This is a genomic window from Promicromonospora sp. NPDC110617 (assembly GCF_055598465.1).
On the sequence record NZ_JBVKBM010000001.1, the window covers coordinates 2,035,650 to 2,055,435 of the forward strand.

At 73.4% G+C, this 19,786-nt stretch carries 24 protein-coding genes; 5 read left to right on the top strand and 19 right to left on the bottom strand.

Annotated elements, in window-relative coordinates; all coding sequences use genetic code 11:
• Positions 1–4: 4 nt before the first annotated feature.
• Positions 5–652 carry a TetR/AcrR family transcriptional regulator gene (locus ACZ7LE_RS08915; protein ID WP_470402926.1) on the bottom strand — a complete coding sequence of 216 codons (648 nt, stop codon included), beginning with the start codon at positions 650–652 and terminating at the stop codon, positions 5–7.
• Positions 653–853: 201 nt separating this feature from the next.
• Here ACZ7LE_RS08915 and ACZ7LE_RS08920 point away from each other — a divergent pair, with 201 nt between their 5' ends.
• Complete coding sequence (locus ACZ7LE_RS08920) at positions 854–1,957, top strand: pentapeptide repeat-containing protein (protein ID WP_470402927.1); 1,104 nt, start codon at positions 854–856, stop codon at positions 1,955–1,957.
• 46 nt (positions 1,958–2,003) lie between these two features.
• Here the strand turns inward: ACZ7LE_RS08920 and ACZ7LE_RS08925 are convergent, their stop codons facing one another.
• Together ACZ7LE_RS08925 and ACZ7LE_RS08930 are read right to left on the bottom strand one after the other, a co-directional pair.
• A complete protein-coding gene (locus ACZ7LE_RS08925) occupies positions 2,004–2,597 on the bottom strand; it encodes an HhH-GPD-type base excision DNA repair protein (RefSeq protein WP_470402928.1) in 594 nt (197 codons plus the stop codon).
• A gap of 19 nt (positions 2,598–2,616) precedes the next feature.
• Positions 2,617–3,096 (bottom strand): DUF4265 domain-containing protein, encoded by a 480-nt coding sequence (locus ACZ7LE_RS08930; RefSeq protein ID WP_470402929.1) that lies wholly within the window; start codon positions 3,094–3,096, stop codon positions 2,617–2,619.
• 324 nt (positions 3,097–3,420) lie between these two features.
• On the opposite strand from ACZ7LE_RS08930, the gene ACZ7LE_RS08935 reads away from it, so the two are divergent.
• Positions 3,421–3,792, top strand: a complete 372-nt coding sequence (locus ACZ7LE_RS08935; protein ID WP_470402930.1) for a helix-turn-helix domain-containing protein — start codon at positions 3,421–3,423, stop codon at positions 3,790–3,792.
• A gap of 79 nt (positions 3,793–3,871) precedes the next feature.
• Here ACZ7LE_RS08935 and ACZ7LE_RS08940 read toward each other — a convergent pair whose 3' ends face one another.
• From ACZ7LE_RS08940 to ACZ7LE_RS08960, 5 genes are all read right to left on the bottom strand, one after another.
• Positions 3,872–4,459, bottom strand: coding sequence for a ClpP family protease (locus ACZ7LE_RS08940; protein WP_470402931.1), 588 nt, complete (start codon positions 4,457–4,459; stop codon positions 3,872–3,874).
• A complete protein-coding gene (locus tag ACZ7LE_RS08945) occupies positions 4,456–5,085 on the bottom strand; it encodes a ClpP family protease (RefSeq protein WP_470402932.1) in 630 nt (209 codons plus the stop codon). The genes ACZ7LE_RS08940 and ACZ7LE_RS08945 overlap by 4 nt, the downstream gene beginning before the upstream one ends.
• 76 nt (positions 5,086–5,161) lie before the next feature.
• Positions 5,162–6,703, bottom strand: coding sequence for a hypothetical protein (locus tag ACZ7LE_RS08950; protein ID WP_470402933.1), 1,542 nt, complete (start codon positions 6,701–6,703; stop codon positions 5,162–5,164).
• 152 nt (positions 6,704–6,855) lie between these two features.
• Positions 6,856–7,377: an alpha/beta fold hydrolase gene (locus ACZ7LE_RS08955; protein ID WP_470402934.1), complete on the bottom strand. Its 522-nt coding sequence runs from the start codon at positions 7,375–7,377 to the stop codon at positions 6,856–6,858.
• A gap of 76 nt (positions 7,378–7,453) precedes the next feature.
• Complete coding sequence (locus ACZ7LE_RS08960) at positions 7,454–7,951, bottom strand: GNAT family N-acetyltransferase (protein ID WP_470402935.1); 498 nt, start codon at positions 7,949–7,951, stop codon at positions 7,454–7,456.
• Positions 7,952–7,987: 36 nt separating this feature from the next.
• On the opposite strand from ACZ7LE_RS08960, the gene ACZ7LE_RS08965 reads away from it, so the two are divergent.
• Positions 7,988–8,266, top strand: coding sequence for a hypothetical protein (locus ACZ7LE_RS08965; RefSeq protein ID WP_470402936.1), 279 nt, complete (start codon positions 7,988–7,990; stop codon positions 8,264–8,266).
• 301 nt (positions 8,267–8,567) lie between these two features.
• On the opposite strand, the gene ACZ7LE_RS08970 is transcribed toward ACZ7LE_RS08965, so the two are convergent.
• From ACZ7LE_RS08970 to ACZ7LE_RS08995, 6 genes are all read right to left on the bottom strand, one after another.
• On the bottom strand, positions 8,568–9,056 hold the full coding sequence (locus tag ACZ7LE_RS08970; protein ID WP_285105181.1) for a GNAT family N-acetyltransferase: 489 nt from the start codon (positions 9,054–9,056) through the stop codon (positions 8,568–8,570).
• Between the two features lie 19 nt (positions 9,057–9,075).
• Positions 9,076–9,558 (bottom strand): GNAT family N-acetyltransferase, encoded by a 483-nt coding sequence (locus tag ACZ7LE_RS08975; protein ID WP_470402937.1) that lies wholly within the window; start codon positions 9,556–9,558, stop codon positions 9,076–9,078.
• 91 nt (positions 9,559–9,649) lie between these two features.
• Positions 9,650–10,045, bottom strand: coding sequence for a PNPOx family protein (locus ACZ7LE_RS08980; RefSeq protein WP_470402938.1), 396 nt, complete (start codon positions 10,043–10,045; stop codon positions 9,650–9,652).
• Positions 10,046–10,103: 58 nt separating this feature from the next.
• The gene (locus tag ACZ7LE_RS08985) at positions 10,104–10,868 is read right to left on the bottom strand and encodes an ATP-binding cassette domain-containing protein (RefSeq protein ID WP_470403294.1); all 765 of its coding nucleotides are present in this window, start codon (positions 10,866–10,868) and stop codon (positions 10,104–10,106) included.
• Between the two features lie 80 nt (positions 10,869–10,948).
• The gene (locus ACZ7LE_RS08990; RefSeq protein WP_470402939.1) at positions 10,949–11,998 is read right to left on the bottom strand and encodes a putative F420-0 ABC transporter permease subunit; all 1,050 of its coding nucleotides are present in this window, start codon (positions 11,996–11,998) and stop codon (positions 10,949–10,951) included.
• Complete coding sequence (locus ACZ7LE_RS08995; RefSeq protein WP_470402940.1) at positions 11,995–13,005, bottom strand: putative F420-0 ABC transporter substrate-binding protein; 1,011 nt, start codon at positions 13,003–13,005, stop codon at positions 11,995–11,997. The genes ACZ7LE_RS08990 and ACZ7LE_RS08995 overlap by 4 nt, the downstream gene beginning before the upstream one ends.
• Before the next feature lie 239 nt (positions 13,006–13,244).
• Between ACZ7LE_RS08995 and ACZ7LE_RS09000 the strand changes: the two genes are divergently transcribed.
• Positions 13,245–14,048, top strand: coding sequence for an SDR family oxidoreductase (locus ACZ7LE_RS09000; protein ID WP_470402941.1), 804 nt, complete (start codon positions 13,245–13,247; stop codon positions 14,046–14,048).
• A gap of 103 nt (positions 14,049–14,151) precedes the next feature.
• Positions 14,152–15,741, top strand: coding sequence for a molybdopterin-dependent oxidoreductase (locus ACZ7LE_RS09005; protein WP_470402942.1), 1,590 nt, complete (start codon positions 14,152–14,154; stop codon positions 15,739–15,741).
• A gap of 57 nt (positions 15,742–15,798) precedes the next feature.
• On the opposite strand, the gene ACZ7LE_RS09010 is transcribed toward ACZ7LE_RS09005, so the two are convergent.
• The 5 genes from ACZ7LE_RS09010 to ACZ7LE_RS09030 form a co-directional block, all read right to left on the bottom strand.
• Complete coding sequence (locus ACZ7LE_RS09010) at positions 15,799–16,251, bottom strand: MarR family winged helix-turn-helix transcriptional regulator (RefSeq protein ID WP_470402943.1); 453 nt, start codon at positions 16,249–16,251, stop codon at positions 15,799–15,801.
• An 85-nt stretch (positions 16,252–16,336) separates the two neighbouring features.
• Positions 16,337–16,984 (bottom strand): FMN-dependent NADH-azoreductase, encoded by a 648-nt coding sequence (locus ACZ7LE_RS09015; RefSeq protein ID WP_470402944.1) that lies wholly within the window; start codon positions 16,982–16,984, stop codon positions 16,337–16,339.
• 168 nt (positions 16,985–17,152) lie between these two features.
• A complete protein-coding gene (locus ACZ7LE_RS09020) occupies positions 17,153–18,154 on the bottom strand; it encodes a type IV toxin-antitoxin system AbiEi family antitoxin domain-containing protein (protein WP_470402945.1) in 1,002 nt (333 codons plus the stop codon).
• A 152-nt stretch (positions 18,155–18,306) separates the two neighbouring features.
• Entirely contained in the window at positions 18,307–19,101 is a 795-nt protein-coding gene (locus ACZ7LE_RS09025) for a hypothetical protein (RefSeq protein ID WP_470402946.1), read from the bottom strand.
• On the bottom strand, positions 19,098–19,733 hold the full coding sequence (locus tag ACZ7LE_RS09030; RefSeq protein WP_470402947.1) for a SigE family RNA polymerase sigma factor: 636 nt from the start codon (positions 19,731–19,733) through the stop codon (positions 19,098–19,100). Before ACZ7LE_RS09030 ends, ACZ7LE_RS09025 begins: the two co-directional genes overlap by 4 nt.
• Positions 19,734–19,786 lie beyond the last annotated feature (53 nt).

The window sequence follows — 19,786 nt, forward strand, 5'->3', positions numbered from 1 at the left end:
CGGGCTAGCGCCGGTCGAGCAGGCCGTCGAGCAGCGCCATGGCGGCCGCGGTGTCCGGCTCGTCGGGCGTCAGCATCCGGTCGATCATCTCGGTGACCGTGTCGATCAGCGCCTCGGGTGAAGGGCTGTCCGGCCGGCCCTGGTGGTGCTGGATGGCGGTCATGATCGCGGCCGTGAGGGCCTCCAGGACCACGGCGACCGACGCGAGGTCCACGCCCTCGCGGATCACGCCGGCCTGCTGCTGCAGGGCGAGGAAGTCGCCGAGGAACCCCGGGCCCGCGGGGCCGGGCATGGTCGCCGCGGGGTCGCGCAGGTACCGGCCGAAGACGTCGCGGTCCCGGGTGGCGATCGCGGTGAGCAGCGGGTCGCGGGCCACCACGCGGAACCCCGCCCGGTAGATGCTCGCCGGCGTTCCCGGCGTGGGCTCCTCGCGCAGCCCCGTGCGCCAGCGGACGGCGTAGTCGGCCAGGGCGCGGGCCGCGACCGCGTCGGTGAGCTCGCGCTTGGAGGCGAAGTGTCGGTACACGATGGTCCGGCTCAGGTCGGCCGCCTCGGCGACGTCGACCATGGTCAGCTTGTCGTAGCCGCGGCTCAGCAGCAGGACGACGGCGGCGTCGAGCAGCACGTCCCGGCGCCTGGAACTGTCGACCATGCTTCCCCCTGCTGTGACCCTGCGCGCTGTGACACTGCGACGATATCTGTCACAGCGTCCTCCCGGAACGTACCGGAGTCAAGCGCCGTCCTCCCCGTGGATCTCGCCCGTCCCCGGCCCGCCCGACTTACGTTGCGCGCCTCCGGGCCCTTGGGCATGCTGTGTCCGCTTTGTTCGAAATGACTGGAGACAGCGCACGCGATGAACGCACTTCTCGAGGAGGCTCCGCCGCGGCCCGAGCCTTCGCCCGGGCCGGCCGAGCCGCCGTCCGACGCCCCGCCGACCCGGGAGCGGCCGGACCGCCGCTGGCTGATCGACGTGACGATCGGCGTCGTCTCCAGCCTCGTGGTCGGCGTGCTGCTCGCCGGTTACCAGGCCTCGATTGACGACGAGCGGGAGAGCCGGACGCAGGCGGTCGAGGCCGAGCGGGCCGAGCGGGACCAGGTGCTGGCCAACGTGACCTTCATCCGCGAGACGATCCGCGACGCGCCGGAGGGGGTCAAGCCGTTCCGCGGGATGAATCTGCGGGGCGCCGACCTCTCCGGGATGGATCTCGGGTGCCCGGTCCACTTCGACGCCGCCGGTGGCTGGTCGAGGGACCGGGTGGAGACCTGCGCGGACTTCACCGGCGCGGACCTGACCGGTGCGCGGCTGGACGGCGCGAACCTCACGGGCGCCCTCCTGGTCGACGGGTCGCTGGCGGACGTGTCGGCCGTCAACCTCTTCGCGCCGGCGGCGGAGATCGGCGGGCAGCTCAACGGTTCGGTCTTCGACGGGGCGGTCCTGTTCGGGTCGGTGTTCCGGTCGCCGTCGGGCAGCTCGTCGTTCGTGGACACGAGCCTCGACGGCGTCCAGGTCGAGCACGTCGCGCCTGTCGAGCGGGCCGAGCCCGGTCGGGAGGCGGCGGCGACGTTCACCCTGGCCAAGGTGTCGATGACGGGCCTGCAGACCGGTTCCGGCGGCGACGAGTCCACGGAGGGATGGACGTCGATCGACTGCGCGTCCGGATTCGCCCAGGCACGCCGGGGCGGCGACGTGCAGCAGGTGGCGTCGTACGCCGACCTGGGTGACGGCGGCCGCGTCCAGTGCGGCGACTACGGGCAGCGGTGCGACTTCGACCGGTTCCCGCAGGTGGGCGCGCAGCTGGTGGCGGGCGGCGTCTGGAAGATGCCGGCCCCCGGGTGCGAGTCCGGGTTCTCGGGGACGACGCCGGAGGACACGCCCGCCGCGGAGGTCGCCGAGTTCTACGACGACCTGCTGCCCGACTGGACGCGCGAGGACATCGCCGCGGCCGAGAGCCTGTGACGGCGCACCGCGGTCCGGTGGTGGCCCGGACCGCGGTGCCCGGGCGTCAGGCCTGGGCCTTGGCGGATGCCTTCTGCGCCTTCTTGAACGCGCGGACCTCCTGCAGCGTCTCCGCGCTGGTCACGTCGGCGATGGAGCGGCGTGAGCCGTCCTCGCCGAACTCGCCTGCCGCCTCGCGCCAGCCCTCCGGCCGGACGCCGCGCTGCTTGCCGAGCAGGGCGAGGAAGATCTTGGCCTTGCGCTCCCCGTAGCCCGGCAGGGCGTTGAGCCGCTTGAGCACCTCGCGGCCGGTCGGGGCACCGCCGTCGGCGCCGGGTGCGGTCCAGATGCGCGCGGCGTCGCCGTCGTACTCGTCCACGACGGTGTGCGCGAGCTCCAGCACGCGGCCCGCCATCGACCGCCCGTAGCGGTGGATCGCCGGGGGAGTGGTCGCCATCGTCGTGAACTCGTCCGGGTCCGCCTCGGCGATGGCGCGGACGTCGAACGAGCCCATGCGGTCGCGGATCTTGCCGGGGCCGGCGAAGGCGTGCTCCATCGGGAACTGCTGGTCCAGGAGCATGCCGACGAGCAGTGCGAACGGGTCGTCGCTCAGCAGCCGGTCGGTGTCGGGGTCGCCGGTGATCCAGAGCTCGGTAGCCATACCTCCATCCTGACGGCGGTCAGTCACCCAGGCCAACTGCGAGCCACTCCGGCGTCACATTGCCCTCCTCGTGGTACCACCGTTCGTCGGCTTCGCCGTCGTTGCACAGCTGCTTGACGGCAGCCACGTCGGCATCGGGGCCGACGTCGAGCGCGACGATGCGGAACTGATCGTTCAGGCCTTCGCCTGAGACATGGAGGGGAGCAAACACGTCGAGGACTGCTTGACGATCACCGTTCAGTGGCCCGTCGTCGCGCGGAATGATTCTGATCGTCTGATGTCCGCCCTGGACAAGCGTCTCCGAGAACCACAGCACATCGTCGTCATCGGGGAAGGCCCGAACGACGTCTTCGGCAGACGTCCCGCGGATGAACCACGGCGTGGTGTCGATCCGATAGCGGTCGTTTCCGAGTGGCTCGGCCCAGACTCCTTCCGTCTCTGCCGGCGGCCAACCGTCCGCGTCACGGTCCAATCGAAATCGGATCTTCGCCAGTTCCATGGCTACATCCTGCTCCGCTCGCGCTCAACGCGGTATGAGCCCGCGTGCGAGCTGCTTCGGCGCGTGCTCCTAACCGTCCACAGGTGCGGCCCTTCTGTATACGGATCGGAGGTTGCGCAGATGGCGCTCTCGTCGGCTGTGCTCCGTCAGGCAGTGGAGGTGCCCTTGTGAACGGGCCAACACGCGAGCTCCACGTAAATGGGTCGCACGACCAGCCGACCGGCAGCCGGGACAAGCCCGACGTCCCATTGGCAGCCTCCGCCGCCCGCTGCTCTCAGCAGAACCGCCGCCGCCCGGGAACCGCCGCCCCCTACCCTCGATGGCATGGCCGACATCGCCCCGCTTCAGCCCGCCGCCCGCGACGGGGCGCGCCCGAATGCCGGCTCGCCGCCGTCGACCCGGACGGACCGTGAGCCGCTGTGGCGGCACCTCGTCGGCGAACGCCTGCGGCACCTCCGGCACGGGCGCGGCGAGACCCTCGACCAGACCGCGCGCCGGGCCGGGATCTCGCCGCAGTACCTCTCGGAGATCGAGCGCGGGGTCAAGGAACCGTCGAGCGAGATGATCGCGGCGATCACCGGCGCGCTAGACGTCACGCTGGTCGACCTGGTCAGCGCCGTCGCCGACCGCCTGGTCACCGTGCGGGACACCCTGCGCGGGCCGACCTGCCGGGCAGCCTTCGCGCTGGCGGCGTAGGCCCTGCCGACCGGGCCGGCCCAGGCCGATCCGGTCCGGGCCCGGCCGCCACTGCGACCAGGCCCGGACGACGGCCGGCTCAGCGCTGCTCGATCACGTGGTCCAGCAGCCCGTACTCCCGCGCGGCCCCGGCCGTGAAGATGCGGTCCCGGTCCGTGTCCGCACGCAATGTCCCGACGCTCTGCCCGGTGTGCGTGGAGAGTGCCTCCTCCATGTCGGCGCGGATACGCACGACCTCGTCGGCCTGCAGGATCAGGTCCGGGATCGCCCCGCGGCCCTGCGCCGCGGGCTGGTGCAGGATGACCCGCGCGTGCGGCAGCGCTGCCCGCTTGCCTTCGGCCCCCGCGGCGAGCAGCACGGCGCCGACGGCGACGGCCTGCCCCACGACGGTCGTCGACACCTGCGGCCGGATGTAGCGCATGGTGTCGTAGATGGCCATGCCCGCGCTCGGGTCGCCGCCCTCGCAGTTGATGTAGAGCTGGATGTCGCTGTCCGGGCTGCTCGACTCCAGGTGGATGAGCTGGGCGATCAGCGCGTTGGCCACACCGGCGTCGATCGCCGTGCCGAGGTAGATGATCCGCTCGCTGAGCAGTTGGGAGTAGACGTCCATGATGCGCTCGCCCCGGGGGTGCGCCGCGATGACGTTCGGGATGGTGTAGGTGCTCATCGTGCGTCTCCCTCGGTCGTCGTGCTGAAGCCGGTTCGGGCACGCTCCCGCGGCCGGATGTCGTCGAAGCCGCCCACGATCGTGTCGATGAACCCGTACTCCAGCGACTCCTCGGCCGTGTACCAGTGGTCGTGCAGCGAGTCGTCGAAGACCCGCTCGATCGGCTGTCCGGTGTCCTCGGAGACCAGGCGCAGCACCGTGTCCCGCGTGTGCCGCAGGTCGTCTGCCTGCAGTTCGATGTCGACGGCGGTCCCCGCGATACCCGAAGACCCCTGGTGCATCAGTACGCGCGCGTTCGGCAGCGCACGCCGCTTGCCGTGGGCGCCCGCCGAGAGCAGGAACTGGCCCGCGCTGTAGGCGATGCCCAGCACGAGCGTGGAGACGTCGTTGGGGATGGTCCGCATGAGGTCGCGGATGGCCAGCATCGACGGCACGGACCCGCCCGGGGAGTGGATCCAGAGGTCGATGTCCGACGACGGGTCCTCCGTCGCCAGCGTGATGAGCTGCGTCATCAGGAGCGTGCCGTTGTCGTCGTCGAGGGGCCCGTCCAGGACCAGGACACGCCGCTCGAACAGGTCGCGCCGGGAGCGCTCGCCGAACTGCGGGGGCTGCGGTGATTCGGTCATGACCTCACCGTGCCTCCCCGGGCGGGCCCCGGGGAGGCGGATCTGCCGTGAGCAGCACTGCTCTGAGCAGCGAGAACTATCCGACACGCAGGGCGATAGCGAACCGGACCGTGCTGTCGGCGGGGATCTGGCGAGCCACGTAGCGCAGCCACCAGGTGTCGTCCGTGGCGTCGGGCTCGACGGCGACGAGCTCGGCGGCCGTGTCCAGCGTGACCTCCAGGCCGGGCAGCGCCCAGTGCTCGGTCGTCAGGTCGGCGAACGGGAGGCCGCCGGGGGCGAGGTCGCGCGCCGTTCGACCGCGGGCCAGGCCGACCTCCGGGACCCGGACGTGGAACGCGAACGCCAGGTCGCCGCCGTCGTGCCGGGCGCAGGTCAGCGTCAGCGACGGCCCGTCGGCGACGGCGTCGACGGCCAGGTCGCTGACCAGCCGGATCCAGCCGACGTCGGTGCCGTCGTCGCCCGCGTCCTCGCCCGGCCCGCCGACCCCGGACACGCCGTCCACCAGCCAGTGCACCGTCGCCGGGTGGAACTGGTCGGCGAGATTGCCGCGCTCGCCCCCGACGTCCTCCGCGCCGATGAGCAGCCGCTCGCCGACCCACGACGTGGCGACCCGGCGCGGTTCGCGCACGATCACCTGATCCACCTGCCGCTCGCCGCGGAACCCGGTCAGGTGGGTCAGGGCATCGTCCGGCACCTCGGCAGCCAGGACCGCGACCACGGGGCCGAGCGCGAGGTCCCACGCGTGCCGGAACGGCCGGTCCGTCTCGGGGAACGGCGCCGGGTCGCGCCCGACGGCCGCCCAGATCCACAGCCCGATCCCCGAGGCGTAGTGCCGCAGGTCCATGCCGTAGCTGCGGTCGTACGGGCCCGCGAGGTTGCGCAGCCCCGCGTGGTACCGCCGCGCGGTGTCCCGCCAGAGGACCGCCTCCATCTCCGCGCCGCCGTCGCGCAGCAGGGGTTGGTGCGCGTACCGGCGCCACAGCGCCAGCGCGTACAGGTCGATGCCGTAGTAGGTGGGCGAGTTGTACTCGTCGAACGTGCCGTCCACCCGGAACCGGGTCAGCACCTGCTCGGCGAGCCGCAGCGCCGGCGTCTCCCAGGCGGGTTCGCCCAGGCGGACGGCGGCGTCGTCCAGCAGGAACGCCGCCATCAGCGCGATGTTCGTGTAGTGCGCGTCGACGCCGCGCGCGAGCGACCCCTCGACGGCCAGCCGCAGCGCGGCCTCCACGCGCGGGCCCAGGTCACCCGCCAGCGCCTCGGGGAACTCGTCGGCCACGACCACCAGGGTCGTGCCGATGAACTCGCGCCAGTTCGGGTCGTAGTCGCGCCACGCGACGGACTCCGCCGTCGGGCGCGGCTCGTGCGGGCTGCGCAGCCACGTGCCGTGGAACGGCGTCCCCGGGGCGTCGAGCTGGTGGTCCAGCACGCGGCCCAGTGCATGCCGGGCGCGCTCGGTGTCGGCCTCCGCGCCGTCCCGCGCGGGCAGGTTCCGGGCGAGCAGGCCGACGGCGTACCAGCCGGTCTCGCGCACCAGGTGCCCTGTCGGCGCGCCGTGGCCGCCACCGGGCTCCTCGGGCGCTCGCAGCAGCCCCACCTCCGGGTCCCACTGCTGGTCCATCCAGTCCAGGGAGCGTGTCGTCAGGTCACGGGCGTGGGGAGTGAGCCGGGCAGGTCTCATCGTCGCAGGTACCTCGTCCTCGTCGGTGAGCGGTTCAGCGGTCGGGGTCGGTCGGGTCGGTCGTGCGGCGCCCACGCTCTCACACGTCCCGGTCAGGGGATCAGCCGGTCCGCGATCTCCAGGGTGTCCTCGGTGAAGTGCCCGTCGTCGCGCACGACGAGCGTGCCGCCGAGCCGGTCGAACATCGCGCGGCCCTGCTCGGCGTCGCAGCCGAACTCGTCCGTCACCGAGTTGAGGAACACCAGGTCCCGGGCGTGCGCGCGGATCGCGTCCCAGTCGTAGGAGTCCTGGAGCACCGGCTCCGGGCCGGGGTTCGGGTTGGTCGAGTAGCCGCCCACCAGCACCGCCTGCGCCACGGTCACGTCGAGGTGCTCCAGCAGCGCGAGCAGCAGGGCGGCCCCGCCGGAGTGCCCGACGAGCACGGTGTCCTCGTCGAACGTGTGCGCGGCGAGCACCGTGGGCAGGAACGTCTCGATCGGCTCGACGTTGGTCCCGGGGTGGTGCGGCGTCTCGACGTCGTACCCGCGCTCCCGCAGCTTGTCCGCGAGCCACGGGTACCAGATCCACGCCGGGTCGGCGTTGGTCCCGTGGAAGATGATCGCCCTGCGTCCCATCAGCTCTCCTTCGTCGCGGGAACGGACGGCGGCGTCCGTTCCCGCGTGGTGTCCGGCGTGGTCTCCGGCACGGACGCTACCGCCCGGCCGGCCGCACGACCGGGTCCACGGCGAGGTTGACCTGGTCGAGCACCGGCTCGAACCCGATCGCCGCGTACACGCGGTTGGACACCGGGTTGTCGCGGTCGGTGTAGAGGCAGACCCGGTGGCCGTCGTCGAGCACGCGCTGCGCGACGTCGGCGACGAGCGCGCGGGCATAACCGTGCCCGCGGTGCTCGCGCGGCGTGTAGACGGGGCCGATCCGCACCACCCGAACGACGGCGGCCGGGCGCCGGTCAGCTGCACCACCTCGCCGTCCACCTCCCAGAGCCAGACGTCGCCGTCCTCGATCCGCTGCCGGGCGCCGCCGATCCGCAGCGGCTCCGCGTCCTCGTCCGGCGCGCGGCCCGACTGGGCGTCGGCCTCGGCGTGGAACACGTCGAACCACGCGGTCACCACGCCGAGGTCGGCGAGCGTGGCGAGCCGGGCGCGGCCCGACGGCGGCGTGGGCCGCACGATCCGCGTCGCCTCCCACAGCCGCTCCGGCCGGTCCTCGCGTACGGCGCCGCCCGTGGTGCGCACCACCTCGTCGGTGAACGCGCGGACGGCGGCGACAGGGCCGTTCGCCGAGATCAGCGGGGCGTCACCGGCGCGGGCGGTCCGGTCCAGGGCGGCGCGGGCGAGCAGCCGCGCGGCGTCCTCGGGCAGGTCGGGCACCCAGACGGTGTGCGGCGCGTGCGGCATCGTGCGCATGGCCACCGCGACGACGGCCTCCTGCTCCCGGACGACGGCCCACCACATCGGGTGCTCCGGGCGCGGCCCGCCGGGGGTGAACGACCGGGCGGCCTGATGCGTCACCGACGCGACGACGCTCCAGACCACGGGCTGGGCGGCCAGCAGATCGCCCGCGACGTGCAGGACGGCTCCCGGATCATCGAACAGCTCGACGCTGTAGGCGCTGGTCATCCCGGAATCCTGGCACGGAGCCCGCCCCAGATCGAGCCATGACGCCCGCGCCAACCGCGCGCTTTCGGACGGTCGGCAGAATGTCAGGTGGTCGGCATTCCGAGTTGCCGACCACCTGACATTCTGCCGACCACCCAAATCCGGCGACGTCTCAGCCCGCCCGCAGCCCGCGCCCGCCCACAGCCTCAGCGGACCAGCCGGACCTCCAGCAGGTCCGTGTCCGGGTCCGTCGCGGTGACGCCGTCGGGCAGGAAGCCGGCCCGCTGCAGGAACTTGCGCGCCCGCGGGTTGGAGGCGAACGTCCAGACCTGGGCCGACGTGCCGGGCGGGAGGATGTTCTCCAGCAGCGCGTGGCCCACGTTGGTGCCGTGGAAGGCCGGGTCGACGTACAGCTCGTGCAGCTCGATCGGCTTGGCCGGCGGCTGCCCGAGGTGCGGGCCGGACGGGTTCTTCATCGCGAACCCGACGATCTTGTCGCCCACCTCGGCGACGAGCGCCTTGTTACCGGCGGCCAGGATCCGCATCCAGCCCTCGGTGCGGGTGCCGAGGGTCTCGGTCTTCCAGTGCTCGGGCGGCAGGAGGTCCTCGAACATGGCGCGCCGGGTGGTCCAGTGCACGGCGGCGATGCCGACGGCGTCGTCGGGGGTCGAGGCGCGGACGTGGAAGTCTGACATGGGGGGAACGGTAACCCGACTACCTGACCATCCGGACCTCTGCCAGGTCAGCGGTGCTCGTGTCGACCACCCGGGCGCCCTCCAGGACGAAGCCGTTGCGCTCGTAGAAGCGGCGGGCTCGCGGGTTGTCCTCCGCGACCCAGAGCTGGGCGGGGGTCCCGGGCGGCACCACGGCGTCCAGCAGCGCCTGCCCGACGCCGGTCCCGTGGTACGGCGCCAGGACGTACAGCAGGTAGAGCTGTCGGGCGCGCACGGGCACCACGTCCTCCTGCTCGACGGCGTCGCCGGCCATCGCGATGCCGACCACCTCGCCGTCGGCGTCGGCGACGACGGGGGCGGCGCCGTTCGACAGCCACCGCTCCCAGGTCGTGATGCGGCGCTCGAGCGTGGCCGTGGCCCAGAACTCGGGCGGGAGGATCGCCCCGTAGGTCGTGACCCAGGTGGTGTGGTGCACCTGGGCGACCGCGGCGGCGTCGGAGAGCGTGGCTGTGCGCAAGATCACGACGCGAAACATACTCCCGCGCCGGGGTGCCCGATGACACACGGCCACCACCCGGCCGCCGTCCAGCCGGAAAGAGGGCCTGACCTGGGCGTCAGCCCTTGTGCAGGGTGCCCACCAGGCACTCCTCGATGCCGATCGCCGACAGGAGCCGCGACGGTACCGCCCCGAGCCAGCCGACGGCCTCGTACGCGGGCACGAGCCGCACGTCCTTGACCACGAAGTCGGCCCCGCCACGCTCCAGGCGCACGGTTCCCGCGCTCATCGTGTTGCGGGCCCAGTCGGTGCCCGATCCCCACGGGAGCGGCAGCACCGCCAGGACCTCGTCCTCGGGCCGGGCCGCGAACGCGACCAGGGGGGTGCGGTACTCCACCCCCGAGCGGCGGCCCACGTGGTGCAGCACCACCCACGGCGGGACGCGTCCGGCGACGCGGAGCACCCACGGGTTGAGAACCTTGCCTGCCTGGACGACGAACTCTGGTGCGGCCATGGCTCCCATCATGGAACAGGTCCGGTCATCCGTCAGCCCCAGGACGCCGTCCGATGTGTCAGCGCTCGAAGGAGAGCACCGGGCGGCCAGTCCGCGGGTGGCGCAGCACGTCCACGCGGACGCCGTAGACCGGTTCCAGCACCTCCGGGACCAGCACCTCGCCGACGGGGCCCGCCGCGACCACCCGGCCGTGGTCGAGCAGCACCAGGTGGTCGCAGGTCGAGGCGGCGAGGTTGAGGTCGTGCAGGGCGGCGACGACGGTCACGCCGTCCGCCGCGAGGTCGCGCAGCACCCGCATCGCGTGGAGCTGGGCGGAGATGTCCAGGTGGTTGGTCGGCTCGTCGAGCAGCAGCAGGCGCGGCTGCTGCGCCAGGGCCCGCGCCATGTGCACGCGCTGGCGCTCGCCGCCCGACAGGGTGCCGACCTCGCGGTCCGCGAGCTCCTCGGCGCCCGCGGCGTCGAGGGCCGCGTGGGCGGCCGCGCGGTCCGCGTCGGAGTCGCCCGCCAGCAGCGAGCGGTGGGGGATGCGGCCGAGCAGCACGGCGTCGAGCACGGTCAGCGGCAGGTCGGTCGTGGCGTCCTGCTCCACGAGGGCGAGCACGCGGGCACGCTCGCGGCGGGGCAGGGCGGCCAGGTCGGCGCCGTCGAACGTCGCCTGCGTGCCCGACGACGGCGCCCGCCCCGCCTGCTGCACCCCGGCCAGCACCCGCAGCAGGGTCGACTTGCCGGACCCGTTCGGGCCGAGGAGCCCGGTGACGGCGCCCGCCGGCGCGACCACCCCGACGTCGTCCAGGATCGCCCGCGACGCGATCTCCCAGAACACACCCCGGGCCGCCAGCCCTGATCGCTGAGTGCTGGGTATGTGTCGGTCGGCGGCGGTCGAGACCCGCACCTGTCCAGCACTCACCGCTGGTTTCCCTTCCAGAGGAGGAACGCGAAGACCGGGGCGCCGATCGCCGCGGTGACGATGCCGACCGGCAGCTCGCGCGGCTCGAACACCGTGCGGGCCAGCGTGTCGGCCCAGACCAGGAACGACGCTCCGGCCAGCGCGGACAGGGGCAGCAGCAGGCGGTGCCGCGCGCCCGTGAACAGCCGCACCGCGTGCGGCAGGATCAGCCCGACGAACCCGATGGACCCGCTCTGCGACACGAGCGCGCCGGTCAGCAGCGCCACGCCGATCAGCAGGATCCACCGGGCCCGGTGCACGGGCACGCCCAGGGCGGCGGCCGCGGTGTCGCCGAACGTGAACGCGTCCAGCACGGATCCGGTCAGCGCGAGCAGCGTGCCGAGCACCAGGACGGCGCCGCCGGCGATCGCCACCGACGTCCAGGTCGCGGACGCGACCGAGCCCATCAGCCAGGACAGCACCTCGCGGAACGCGTCGCCCTTGGCCGACCAGAAGATCACGAACGACACCGCCGCCGCGCAGAGCTGGCTGATCGCGAGCCCCGCGAGCACCGTGCGGGTGGGCGTGATCGTGCCGAGCGCCCCGGCCAGGGTGAGCGCCAGGGCGAGCGCGCCGACCGCCCCGGCGAACGCCGCGACCGGGAGCAGCAGCGGGACGCCCGCCAGCAGCACCAGGACGGCGCCCAGCGACGCGCCCGAGGACAACCCGAGCAGGTACGGGTCGGCGAGCGGGTTGCGGGTCAGCGACTGCATCACCGCGCCGCAGACCGCCAGGCCCGCGCCGACGGCCGCCGCCGTCAGGATGCGGGGCATCCGGAGCTGCCACACCATGCCGTCGCGCAGCGCGGACAGCGGCTCCAGACCGAGCAGCCCGCCGAGCCCGAGGTGCGTCGCGACCGACCGGCCGACCTCGGCCAGGGCCAGGTCGGCCGGGCCGATCGTCACCGCGACGCCGACGCTCAGCGCCAGGACGACCGTCGCGACGGGCAGGGCGAGCAAGCTCCCCGACCGCCGCGGCCCGGCGGCCACTCGCACGGCGGCGCTCACAGGTCGAGGTCGGCCAGCTGGTCCACCACCGAGGCCACGGCGTCAACGTTCCGCACGCCCGCCTCGGTCGCCGGGAAGGGCACGACCACGTACCGGCCGGCCTTGACGGCGCTCATCTCGCGGGTGGCGGGGTTGGCCTCCAGGGCCTCGATCTTGGCGTCCGCGCTGTTCCAGGCGGCGTCGACCAGCACGATCACGTCCGGGTCGGCCTCGACCACGTTCTCCCAGCCCAGCGAGGTCCAGGTGTCGTGCACGTCGGCCGAGACGTTGGTCAGCCCGGCCGCGTCCATGATCATCTGCGGCGCGCCGATACCCGCCCCCACGTACGGGGTGTCGTCGCCCGAGGACCACCACAGCGCCGTCAGCCCGCGGTCGTCGGGCTCGATCGCGTCCAGCGCCTCGCGCTGCTGGTCCACGAGCGCGGCCGCGGCGTCGTCGGCGTCGAACAGGGAGCCGACCTCCTCGATCTCCGCGAACACCGTGTCGAAGGTCAGCGGGTCCGGCATGTACCCGTCCTCCTTGCAGGCGGCGGGGGAGACGTACGTCGCGACGCCGAGCGTGGCGAGCGTCTCGCGGTCGCCCGCGGTCTCGGCCGTCAGGTTGGACTCCCAGCCCGCGTAGACCAGGTCGGGCTCGAGCTCCAGCGTGGCCTCGGAGCCGGGCGCCTCGTCGGCGAACGGCTCGTCGACGGCGGGCACGGACTCCAGCGAGTCCGGCACGGGCCCGTCGAGGAACGCCGAGCCGACGATCCGGTCACCGAGGCCGAGCGCGAGCAGCATCTCCGTGGTGGACGACTTGATGGTCACCACGCGCTCCGGCGGCGCGGTGACCTCGGTCTCGAACCCGCAGTTGTCGAGCGTGACGGGAAAGCCGCCCGACGCCGGGGACGCGCCCGCGGCGTCGGCGGTGCCGGGGGCGGAGGCCGAGCAGGCGGCGAGGGACAGGACGGCGGCCGCGGCGAGCGCGGGCAGGGCGAACAGACGGGTAGGACGGACGCGGGGGTTCACGCGGGATTCTCCAGGGGTCGACGAACAGCCCACGGCGTGGATGCCATGGGTGCACAGCGACGCGCCATCTCGCGTCCGGGCGGGGAAGCGGCTCACGACGAGAGCCGCATCGGCGGGCCAAAGCGTGGCCCGCGACCCGGCCGCCACATTACACCGGCCGACCTGCGCGTTCCGGGCGCTTTCGCTCTCGGCGTCGGACCCGGCCGACGGCGAGCCGCCGCCGACGTTAGGGTGCGGCCATGAGCGACAGCACCGCCCCGCAGACCGGTTCCGAGACCACGCCGACCCGACGCGCCCTGGTGACCGGCGCGTCGTCGGGCATCGGTGCCGCGACCACCCGCCGGCTGCGCGCCGACGGCTGGGAGGTCGTGGCCGCGGCCCGGCGCGCGGACCGCCTGGAGGCGCTCGCGGCGGAGACCGGCTGCGAGGTCTACGCCGTCGACGTGACCGACGACGCCGCCGTCGCCGCGCTCGCCGAGCACCTCGCCGCGACCGGCGGGCTCGACGCCGTGGTGAACAACGCGGGCGGCGCGCTCGGGCTGGACCGTGTGGAGGCCGCCGACGTCGACGGCTGGCGGCAGATGTACGAGATCAACGTGCTGGGCACGCTGCGCGTGACCCAGGCCGTGCTGCCGCTGCTGCGGGCGGCGGGCGCCGCCAAGGGTGTGGCCGACGTCGTGAACGTGACCTCGACCGCCGCCCAGGGCGCCTACGAGGGCGGTGCCGGGTACACGGGCGCCAAGCACGCCGAGCACATGCTGTCCCAGACGCTGCGCTGGGAGATCGCGGGCGAGCCCGTGCGCGTCATCGAGGTGGCCCCCGGCGCCGTCGCGACCGAGGAGTTCTCGCTGGTCCGGTTCGGCGGCGACGCCGCGAAGGCCGCCGCGGTCTACGAGGGCTACACGCCGCTGGTGGCCGACGACATCGCCGACACCATCGCCTGGACCCTGTCCCGCCCCGACCACGTCAACATCGACCTGGTGACGATCCGGCCGCGCGCGCAGGCGCACAACTCGAAGATCGTGCGCAACACCGGGATCTGAGCGCCGCCACCACGCCCCGGGCACGTCCGGGCGAGTTCTTACGGGATCGTCATGATCTGCGCCGGGGCTCGGTCCTCCCAGCAACCCGTGCCAGGCTGAGCTCATGACTCAGGCAACCGAGAGCCCGGCGGCCCCGCGGGCCGACCGCTCTCCGGGAGATGCGGGCTGGGCCGCCCTGGCCGGCGTGCTCGCCGGTGGTGCGGGGCTCGCCGTCGCGGAGCTCGTCGCGGCCGTCGTCGCGCCCGGCGCCAGCACCCTGTTCGCGGGCGGGGCCGCCGTGATCGACGTCGTGCCCGGCTGGCTCAAGGACGTCGCGGTGCAGTGGTTCGGCACCAACGACAAGGCGGTCCTGCTCGCGACGATGGGCGTGGTGCTCGCCGCGGGCGCGGCGCTCGCGGGCTGGCTGGAGCTGCGCCGCCCGCCGTTCGGCGCGCTGCTGATGGGCGCCGTCGGCGTGGTCGGGGCCATGGTCGCGGTGCTGCGCCCGGACGCGACGCCGATGTGGGCGCTGCCCAGCATCGTCGGGCTGGGCGCCGGGGTGCTCCTGCTGCGGGCGGCCGTGGCACGGCTGCGCCCGGCGCCGGCCCGGCGCACGGCGCCGGGCGGCGGCGCGGTGGACGACGGCGACGTGGACCGCCGCGGGTTCCTGACCGTCTCCGGCATCGCCGTGGGGGTGGCGGCGCTGGCGCTCGTCGGCTCGCGCGTGCTGTCGGCGGGTTCGACGGCGGTGAGCGCCGTCCGGGAGAAGCTCCGCCTGCCCACGGCGCGCACGACGGCGGCCCCGGTGCCCGCCGGCGCCGACCTGAAGCTCGACGGCCTCACGCCCTACGTCACTCCGAACCCGGACTTCTACCGCATCGACACCGCGCTGATCGTGCCGCAGGTCGACCCGAAGGACTGGTCGCTGCAGGTCCACGGCCTGGTCGAGGAGCCGTTCACGATCACCTGGGACGAGCTCCTCGCGCTCCCCCTGGAGGAGCACCACGTCACCCTGGCCTGCGTGAGCAACACCGTGGGCGGCGACCTCATCGGCAACGCGCTCTGGCTCGGCTACCCGATCCGCGCGCTGCTGGAGCGCGCCAAGCCGCGCGCCGGCGCCGACATGGTGCTCTCCCGGAGCGACGACGGCTTCACCGCGGGCACCCCGCTGGAGGTGCTCCAGGACCCGGACCGCGACAGCCTGCTCGCGATCGGCATGAACGGCGAGCCGCTGCCCGTCGAGCACGGCTTCCCCGCGCGGCTCGTGGTGCCCGGCCTGTACGGGTACGTGTCGGCCACCAAGTGGGTCACCTCGCTGGAGGTCACCACTTTCGACGCCGACCAGGGCTACTGGACGCCGCGTGGCTGGTCCGCGCTGGGGCCGATCAAGGTCGAGTCGCGCATCGACGTGCCGCGGGGTTCCGCGCCCGCCGGCGCGGTGACCGTGGCCGGTGTCGCCTGGGCGCAGCACACGGGCATCGGCAAGGTGGAGGTCCGGGCCGACGACGGCGACTGGGTCACCGCCGAGCTCGCCGAGACAGTGGGTCCCGACACGTGGCGCCAGTGGCACACGTCGATCGACCTGGCCGCGGGCAACCACACGCTCGCGGTGCGCGCCACGGACGCCGACGGCTTGGTCCAGACCGAGGCCGAGGCCCCGCCCGCCCCCGACGGCGCGACGGGCTGGCACACCGTCACTGTCTCGGTGGGCTGACGGTCAGCGGTACGGCCGTCCGCGGTGCGGCCGTCAGCTGTAGTCAGCGGTAGGCCGTCAGCAGTACGGCGCGGACGCCGACGACGTCGCCGCCACGAGCAGCTCGTGGAGCTGACCACGCTGCTCGGGCCGCAGGGTCTCGAAGACCTCGTCCTCGACCGCCGCGAGCGCTGCCTCTGCCTGGCAGAGCAGCGCGACGCCGTCGTCGGTCAGGGAGACCACGTGCCGCCGTCGGTCCTGCGGTGAACGCCGCCGCTCGACCAGGTGCTTGCCCTCCAGCTCGTTGAGCAGCCCCACGATGTTGGTGCTGTCCAGCACGAGCGCGGCGGCCAGGTCCCGCTGAGTGATCTCGGCCCGGTCGCGGAGCACGGTGAGGGCTACGAGGTGCCGCGTGCGCAGCCCGAGCGGCGCCAGCGCCGACTCGCTGCGCCGACGCAGGTGGCGGGCCAGGTAGTCGATGAGCGCGCCCGATCGGCGTACCGACTGCTCCAGCACCGGCGGCTCCTCCACGGTGTCTCCTTCGTCGTCGCGACCCCGTTGCAACCCTACGGGAGCACGGGGTCGCGACGCGGGGAATTACGCCGTGAGCGCGGGCTCAGGCAGTGGCGACCGCGGGAGCCCACAGGTCGTCGATGGCGGCCTCGGCCTGCCGGCGGCTCTCCTCGGCCAGCGGCACCAGCCCGGCCATCGCGGGGTTGGTCCCCGCGAGGGTCAGCTCGGTGGTGATGAAGCGCGGCTCCAGCCCCACCATCGCCACGCCGTGCGGCAGCCACGCCGTCGCGTGGTCCCAGCCGTGCCGCGGCGCGCCCTCGCCGTACCCGCCGCCGCGGGAGACGACCACCACGAAGTCGCGGCCGCCCAGCAGGCCCTTCCCGGTCTCCGGGTCGATCGACAGCCCGGGCGCCATCAGGTGGTCCACCCAGGACTTCACCGTGCTCGGCGCCCCGTAGTTGTAGATCGGCAGGCCGAGCAGCACCGTGTCGGCGGCCGCGACCTCGCCCACGAGCTCCGAGATCCGGGCCCACGACTCGGCCTGCTCGGGGGTGTGCTGGTCGGCCGGCAGGCCGCGGCTGAGGTTGGCGGCCGTGTCGAAGTGCGGCACCGGGTGGGCGCCGAGGTCGCGGTAGGTCACCGTGCCGCCAGGGTGCGCGGCGTGCCAGGCGCGCGCGGCCCGGGCGGTGAGCTGCCTGCTGACCGAGGTGTCGCCCTGGATGCTCGCGTCGATGTGCAGCAGTGTTGCCATGGTCGGGTTCCTCCTGGAGGTGTCGTGTCCGGCCGATGCGGCCTCCAGCATCAATCATTTGTGAACCACAGAGTATTTCCGCACCATATGTGATCTGACTCACTCTGACTGGCTCGAGACCATGCAGCTGCTGCCAACGCATGGACCCCCGTGGCAGCAACTGCATGGTTACGGCCCGGGCTGCGGTGTGCGCGTCTGTCGCCGGGCGGCCAGGACGGGCGCGGGGGGCAGGGCCCTGCCGGGGCTCCAGCCCTCCCGCCGCAGCACCTGGGCGACGTCCCCGGCCATGTGCCCACCCGTGACCTGGCCCGGAAAGAACCGCAGGACGATGTTCTGGCCCTCGCCGACCAGCCCGTTCTGGCGAGTCGCGTCCTGGCGCACCTGACGCTCGGCGCCGTGGAACTCCTTCGAGTCGACCTCGACGATCAGCCAACGCTCGTCACCCAGGTGCCAGGCGAGATCGGCACGGCCCAGGAAGCGGCCCCGCTCGTCGAAGAAGTCCCGCTGCAGGTCGTCCGGTGCGATCCCGGCGTCATGGCAGCGCAGCCGCGCAAAGCTCTCTGGCGGCGACTCGGCCCGCCCGTCGGCGAGCGGCACCCAGGTCACCGCGCGGCGCGACTGCCTGCGCCGCACGAGCCGGCGGCGGATCACGGCCAGGTCCTCCGTACGGATCAGGCCCTGGTGCAGCGAACTGTCCAGGCAGGCGACGGCCTGGTCCCGCGTCAGCGTCGGCAGGGCCTGGACCAGCGCCTGGAGCGCCGTGATCACTTCGCGGTCCTTGATGGTCACCGTAGTGGTCCCGGCCGCGTACTGCCGGAACCGGATTCCGTCGCGGGACTTGCGGGCGACCCCGTGCGCGAACGTCGCCTCGGGTGTGATCCGCCGTGGCAGTCCGTGGACGCCGTGCAGCGCGAGCGCGCAGGCGCCGGAAGCGATCGCCCGCGGGTTGGCGAGCAGTGCCGTCCAGGCCGACCGCAGCCGGTCGACGTCGTAGGCGTGCAGGCCGCTCGGCGTCTCGCCGGTGTCGTAGACGCCTCGCGTGACGCGCCGCCACCCGCCACGCGCGACGAGGTTGCGTCGCCTCGACGGTCCGACAGCGGCGTCGTCGCACTGCTCGGCGGACACCAGGCCGGCCTGCTGCCGGGCCAGGCGCAGCAGGGATCGGGGCACGGGCATCATCGATGGCACATAGCCAATTAGATCTTATGACATGGCTTGGTCGATTTTGTTATCCACAGACGGCAATTGGGACCACGCATCTGCTGCCAGATCAGCGCTCGGCCTGGCAGCAGATGCATGGTCCCCATTGCAGGTCCCTGGGGTCAGTCGAGCGACAAGGTTGCCTCGAAGGAGTCGACGAACTCCGCCGCCGTCTCGTGGGGGAGGTTCAGCGTGATGATGTACGCGCCCGGGCCGGTGGCCGGTTCGATGACCAGCATCGTCGGACCCTCCTGATCCTCAGCCACGTCGGTGCCGGCGGGCAGGCCCGCCACCTCGGCGGCCACGTCGAACGCCTCGGCGCTCGCGGCCCCTGGCAGGTCGAACGGCTCGCCGTCGGTCCGCTCGGCGATGCCCGGCCAGGCCTCGCCCCTGGGGCCCTCGTCGTAGTACGCCAGGTAGAGGAACGGCGGCGAGTCGGGGTCCACGCTGCTGTGCCACATGTCCGACGTGATGCCGGGCTCGTCCTCGACCGGTCCGCTGGTCACGATGTCGGGGGGCAACGAGTACGTCAGACCCGCCAGCTCGTGCGTGTGCCAGCCGTCGGGCGCCTTCCGGGAGGCCGGGTCCCCAGAAGCAGAAGCAGACGCAGAAGCAGAAGCAGACGCAGACGCCGACGGGTCGGCCGACGCCGCGACCGACGTCGACCCTCCCGGGAGCAGGTCCCCGGACGCCGTCGGGCCGCCCAGGGCGAACGCGGCGCCTGCGAAGGCCGCCACCGCCGTCACCCCGCCGCCGGCCACGAGAACCCCGCGGCGGGTGCGCGTGCGGCGCACCGCGACGCTCGCCAGCGTGTGCGGGTCGGCGGGGGTCGGCGGCACCACGCCGCCGCCGACGTCGCGCACGTGCGCCAGCCAGCCGTCGTCGAGCAGTTCCGAGGTGTGGTCGTTCCTGGTCATGCGTCCTGTCCTTCCGAGAGCAGTGTGCGCAGGCGGGCGAGGCCACGTGCGCCCTGGGACTTCACGTTGCCGACGCTGACGCCGAGCTCCTCGGCGACGTCGGCCTCCGAGCGGTCGAGCAGGTGCCGCAGCACCACGACCCGCCGCTGGCCCGGTCCGAGCTGCCGGAGCGCCCGCACGAGGCGCTCGCGCTCCGCGACCTGCGCACCGCCGTCGCCCCCGTCGCCGACGGCGTCCTGCCGCACCTCCTGCGCGACGGCCACGTCCTCCGGCGGCCGCAGCACCTCGCGGCGGGTGCGCCGCCACCCGTCGATGCGGGCGGTGGCCAGCACCTTCCGGGCGTAGGCGAACGGGTTGCCGTTGATCCGGGACCAGCGGCGGTAGGTGCGCTCCAGCGCGATCTGGGTGAGGTCGTGCGCGCGGTGGTCGTCACCGCACAGGAGGTAGGCGATGCGGTGCAGCGCCGCGGTGTGCTCGACGGCGAAGAGCCGGAACTGCTCCTCGGCGGACGCGCCGGTGCGGACCACCGAGAACCCCGGGACCGCCGCGGGGGCGCCGTCCGGGCTCGCCGCCGGCCCGGCCTGCCGGGAGGTGCGGACCGGCGGACCGGTCGCTTCGCTGATTGTGCTCATGCCCCATGGACGCGTCCCGGGTCCGATGAGGTTGCACGCGGGATCTTTCCGGT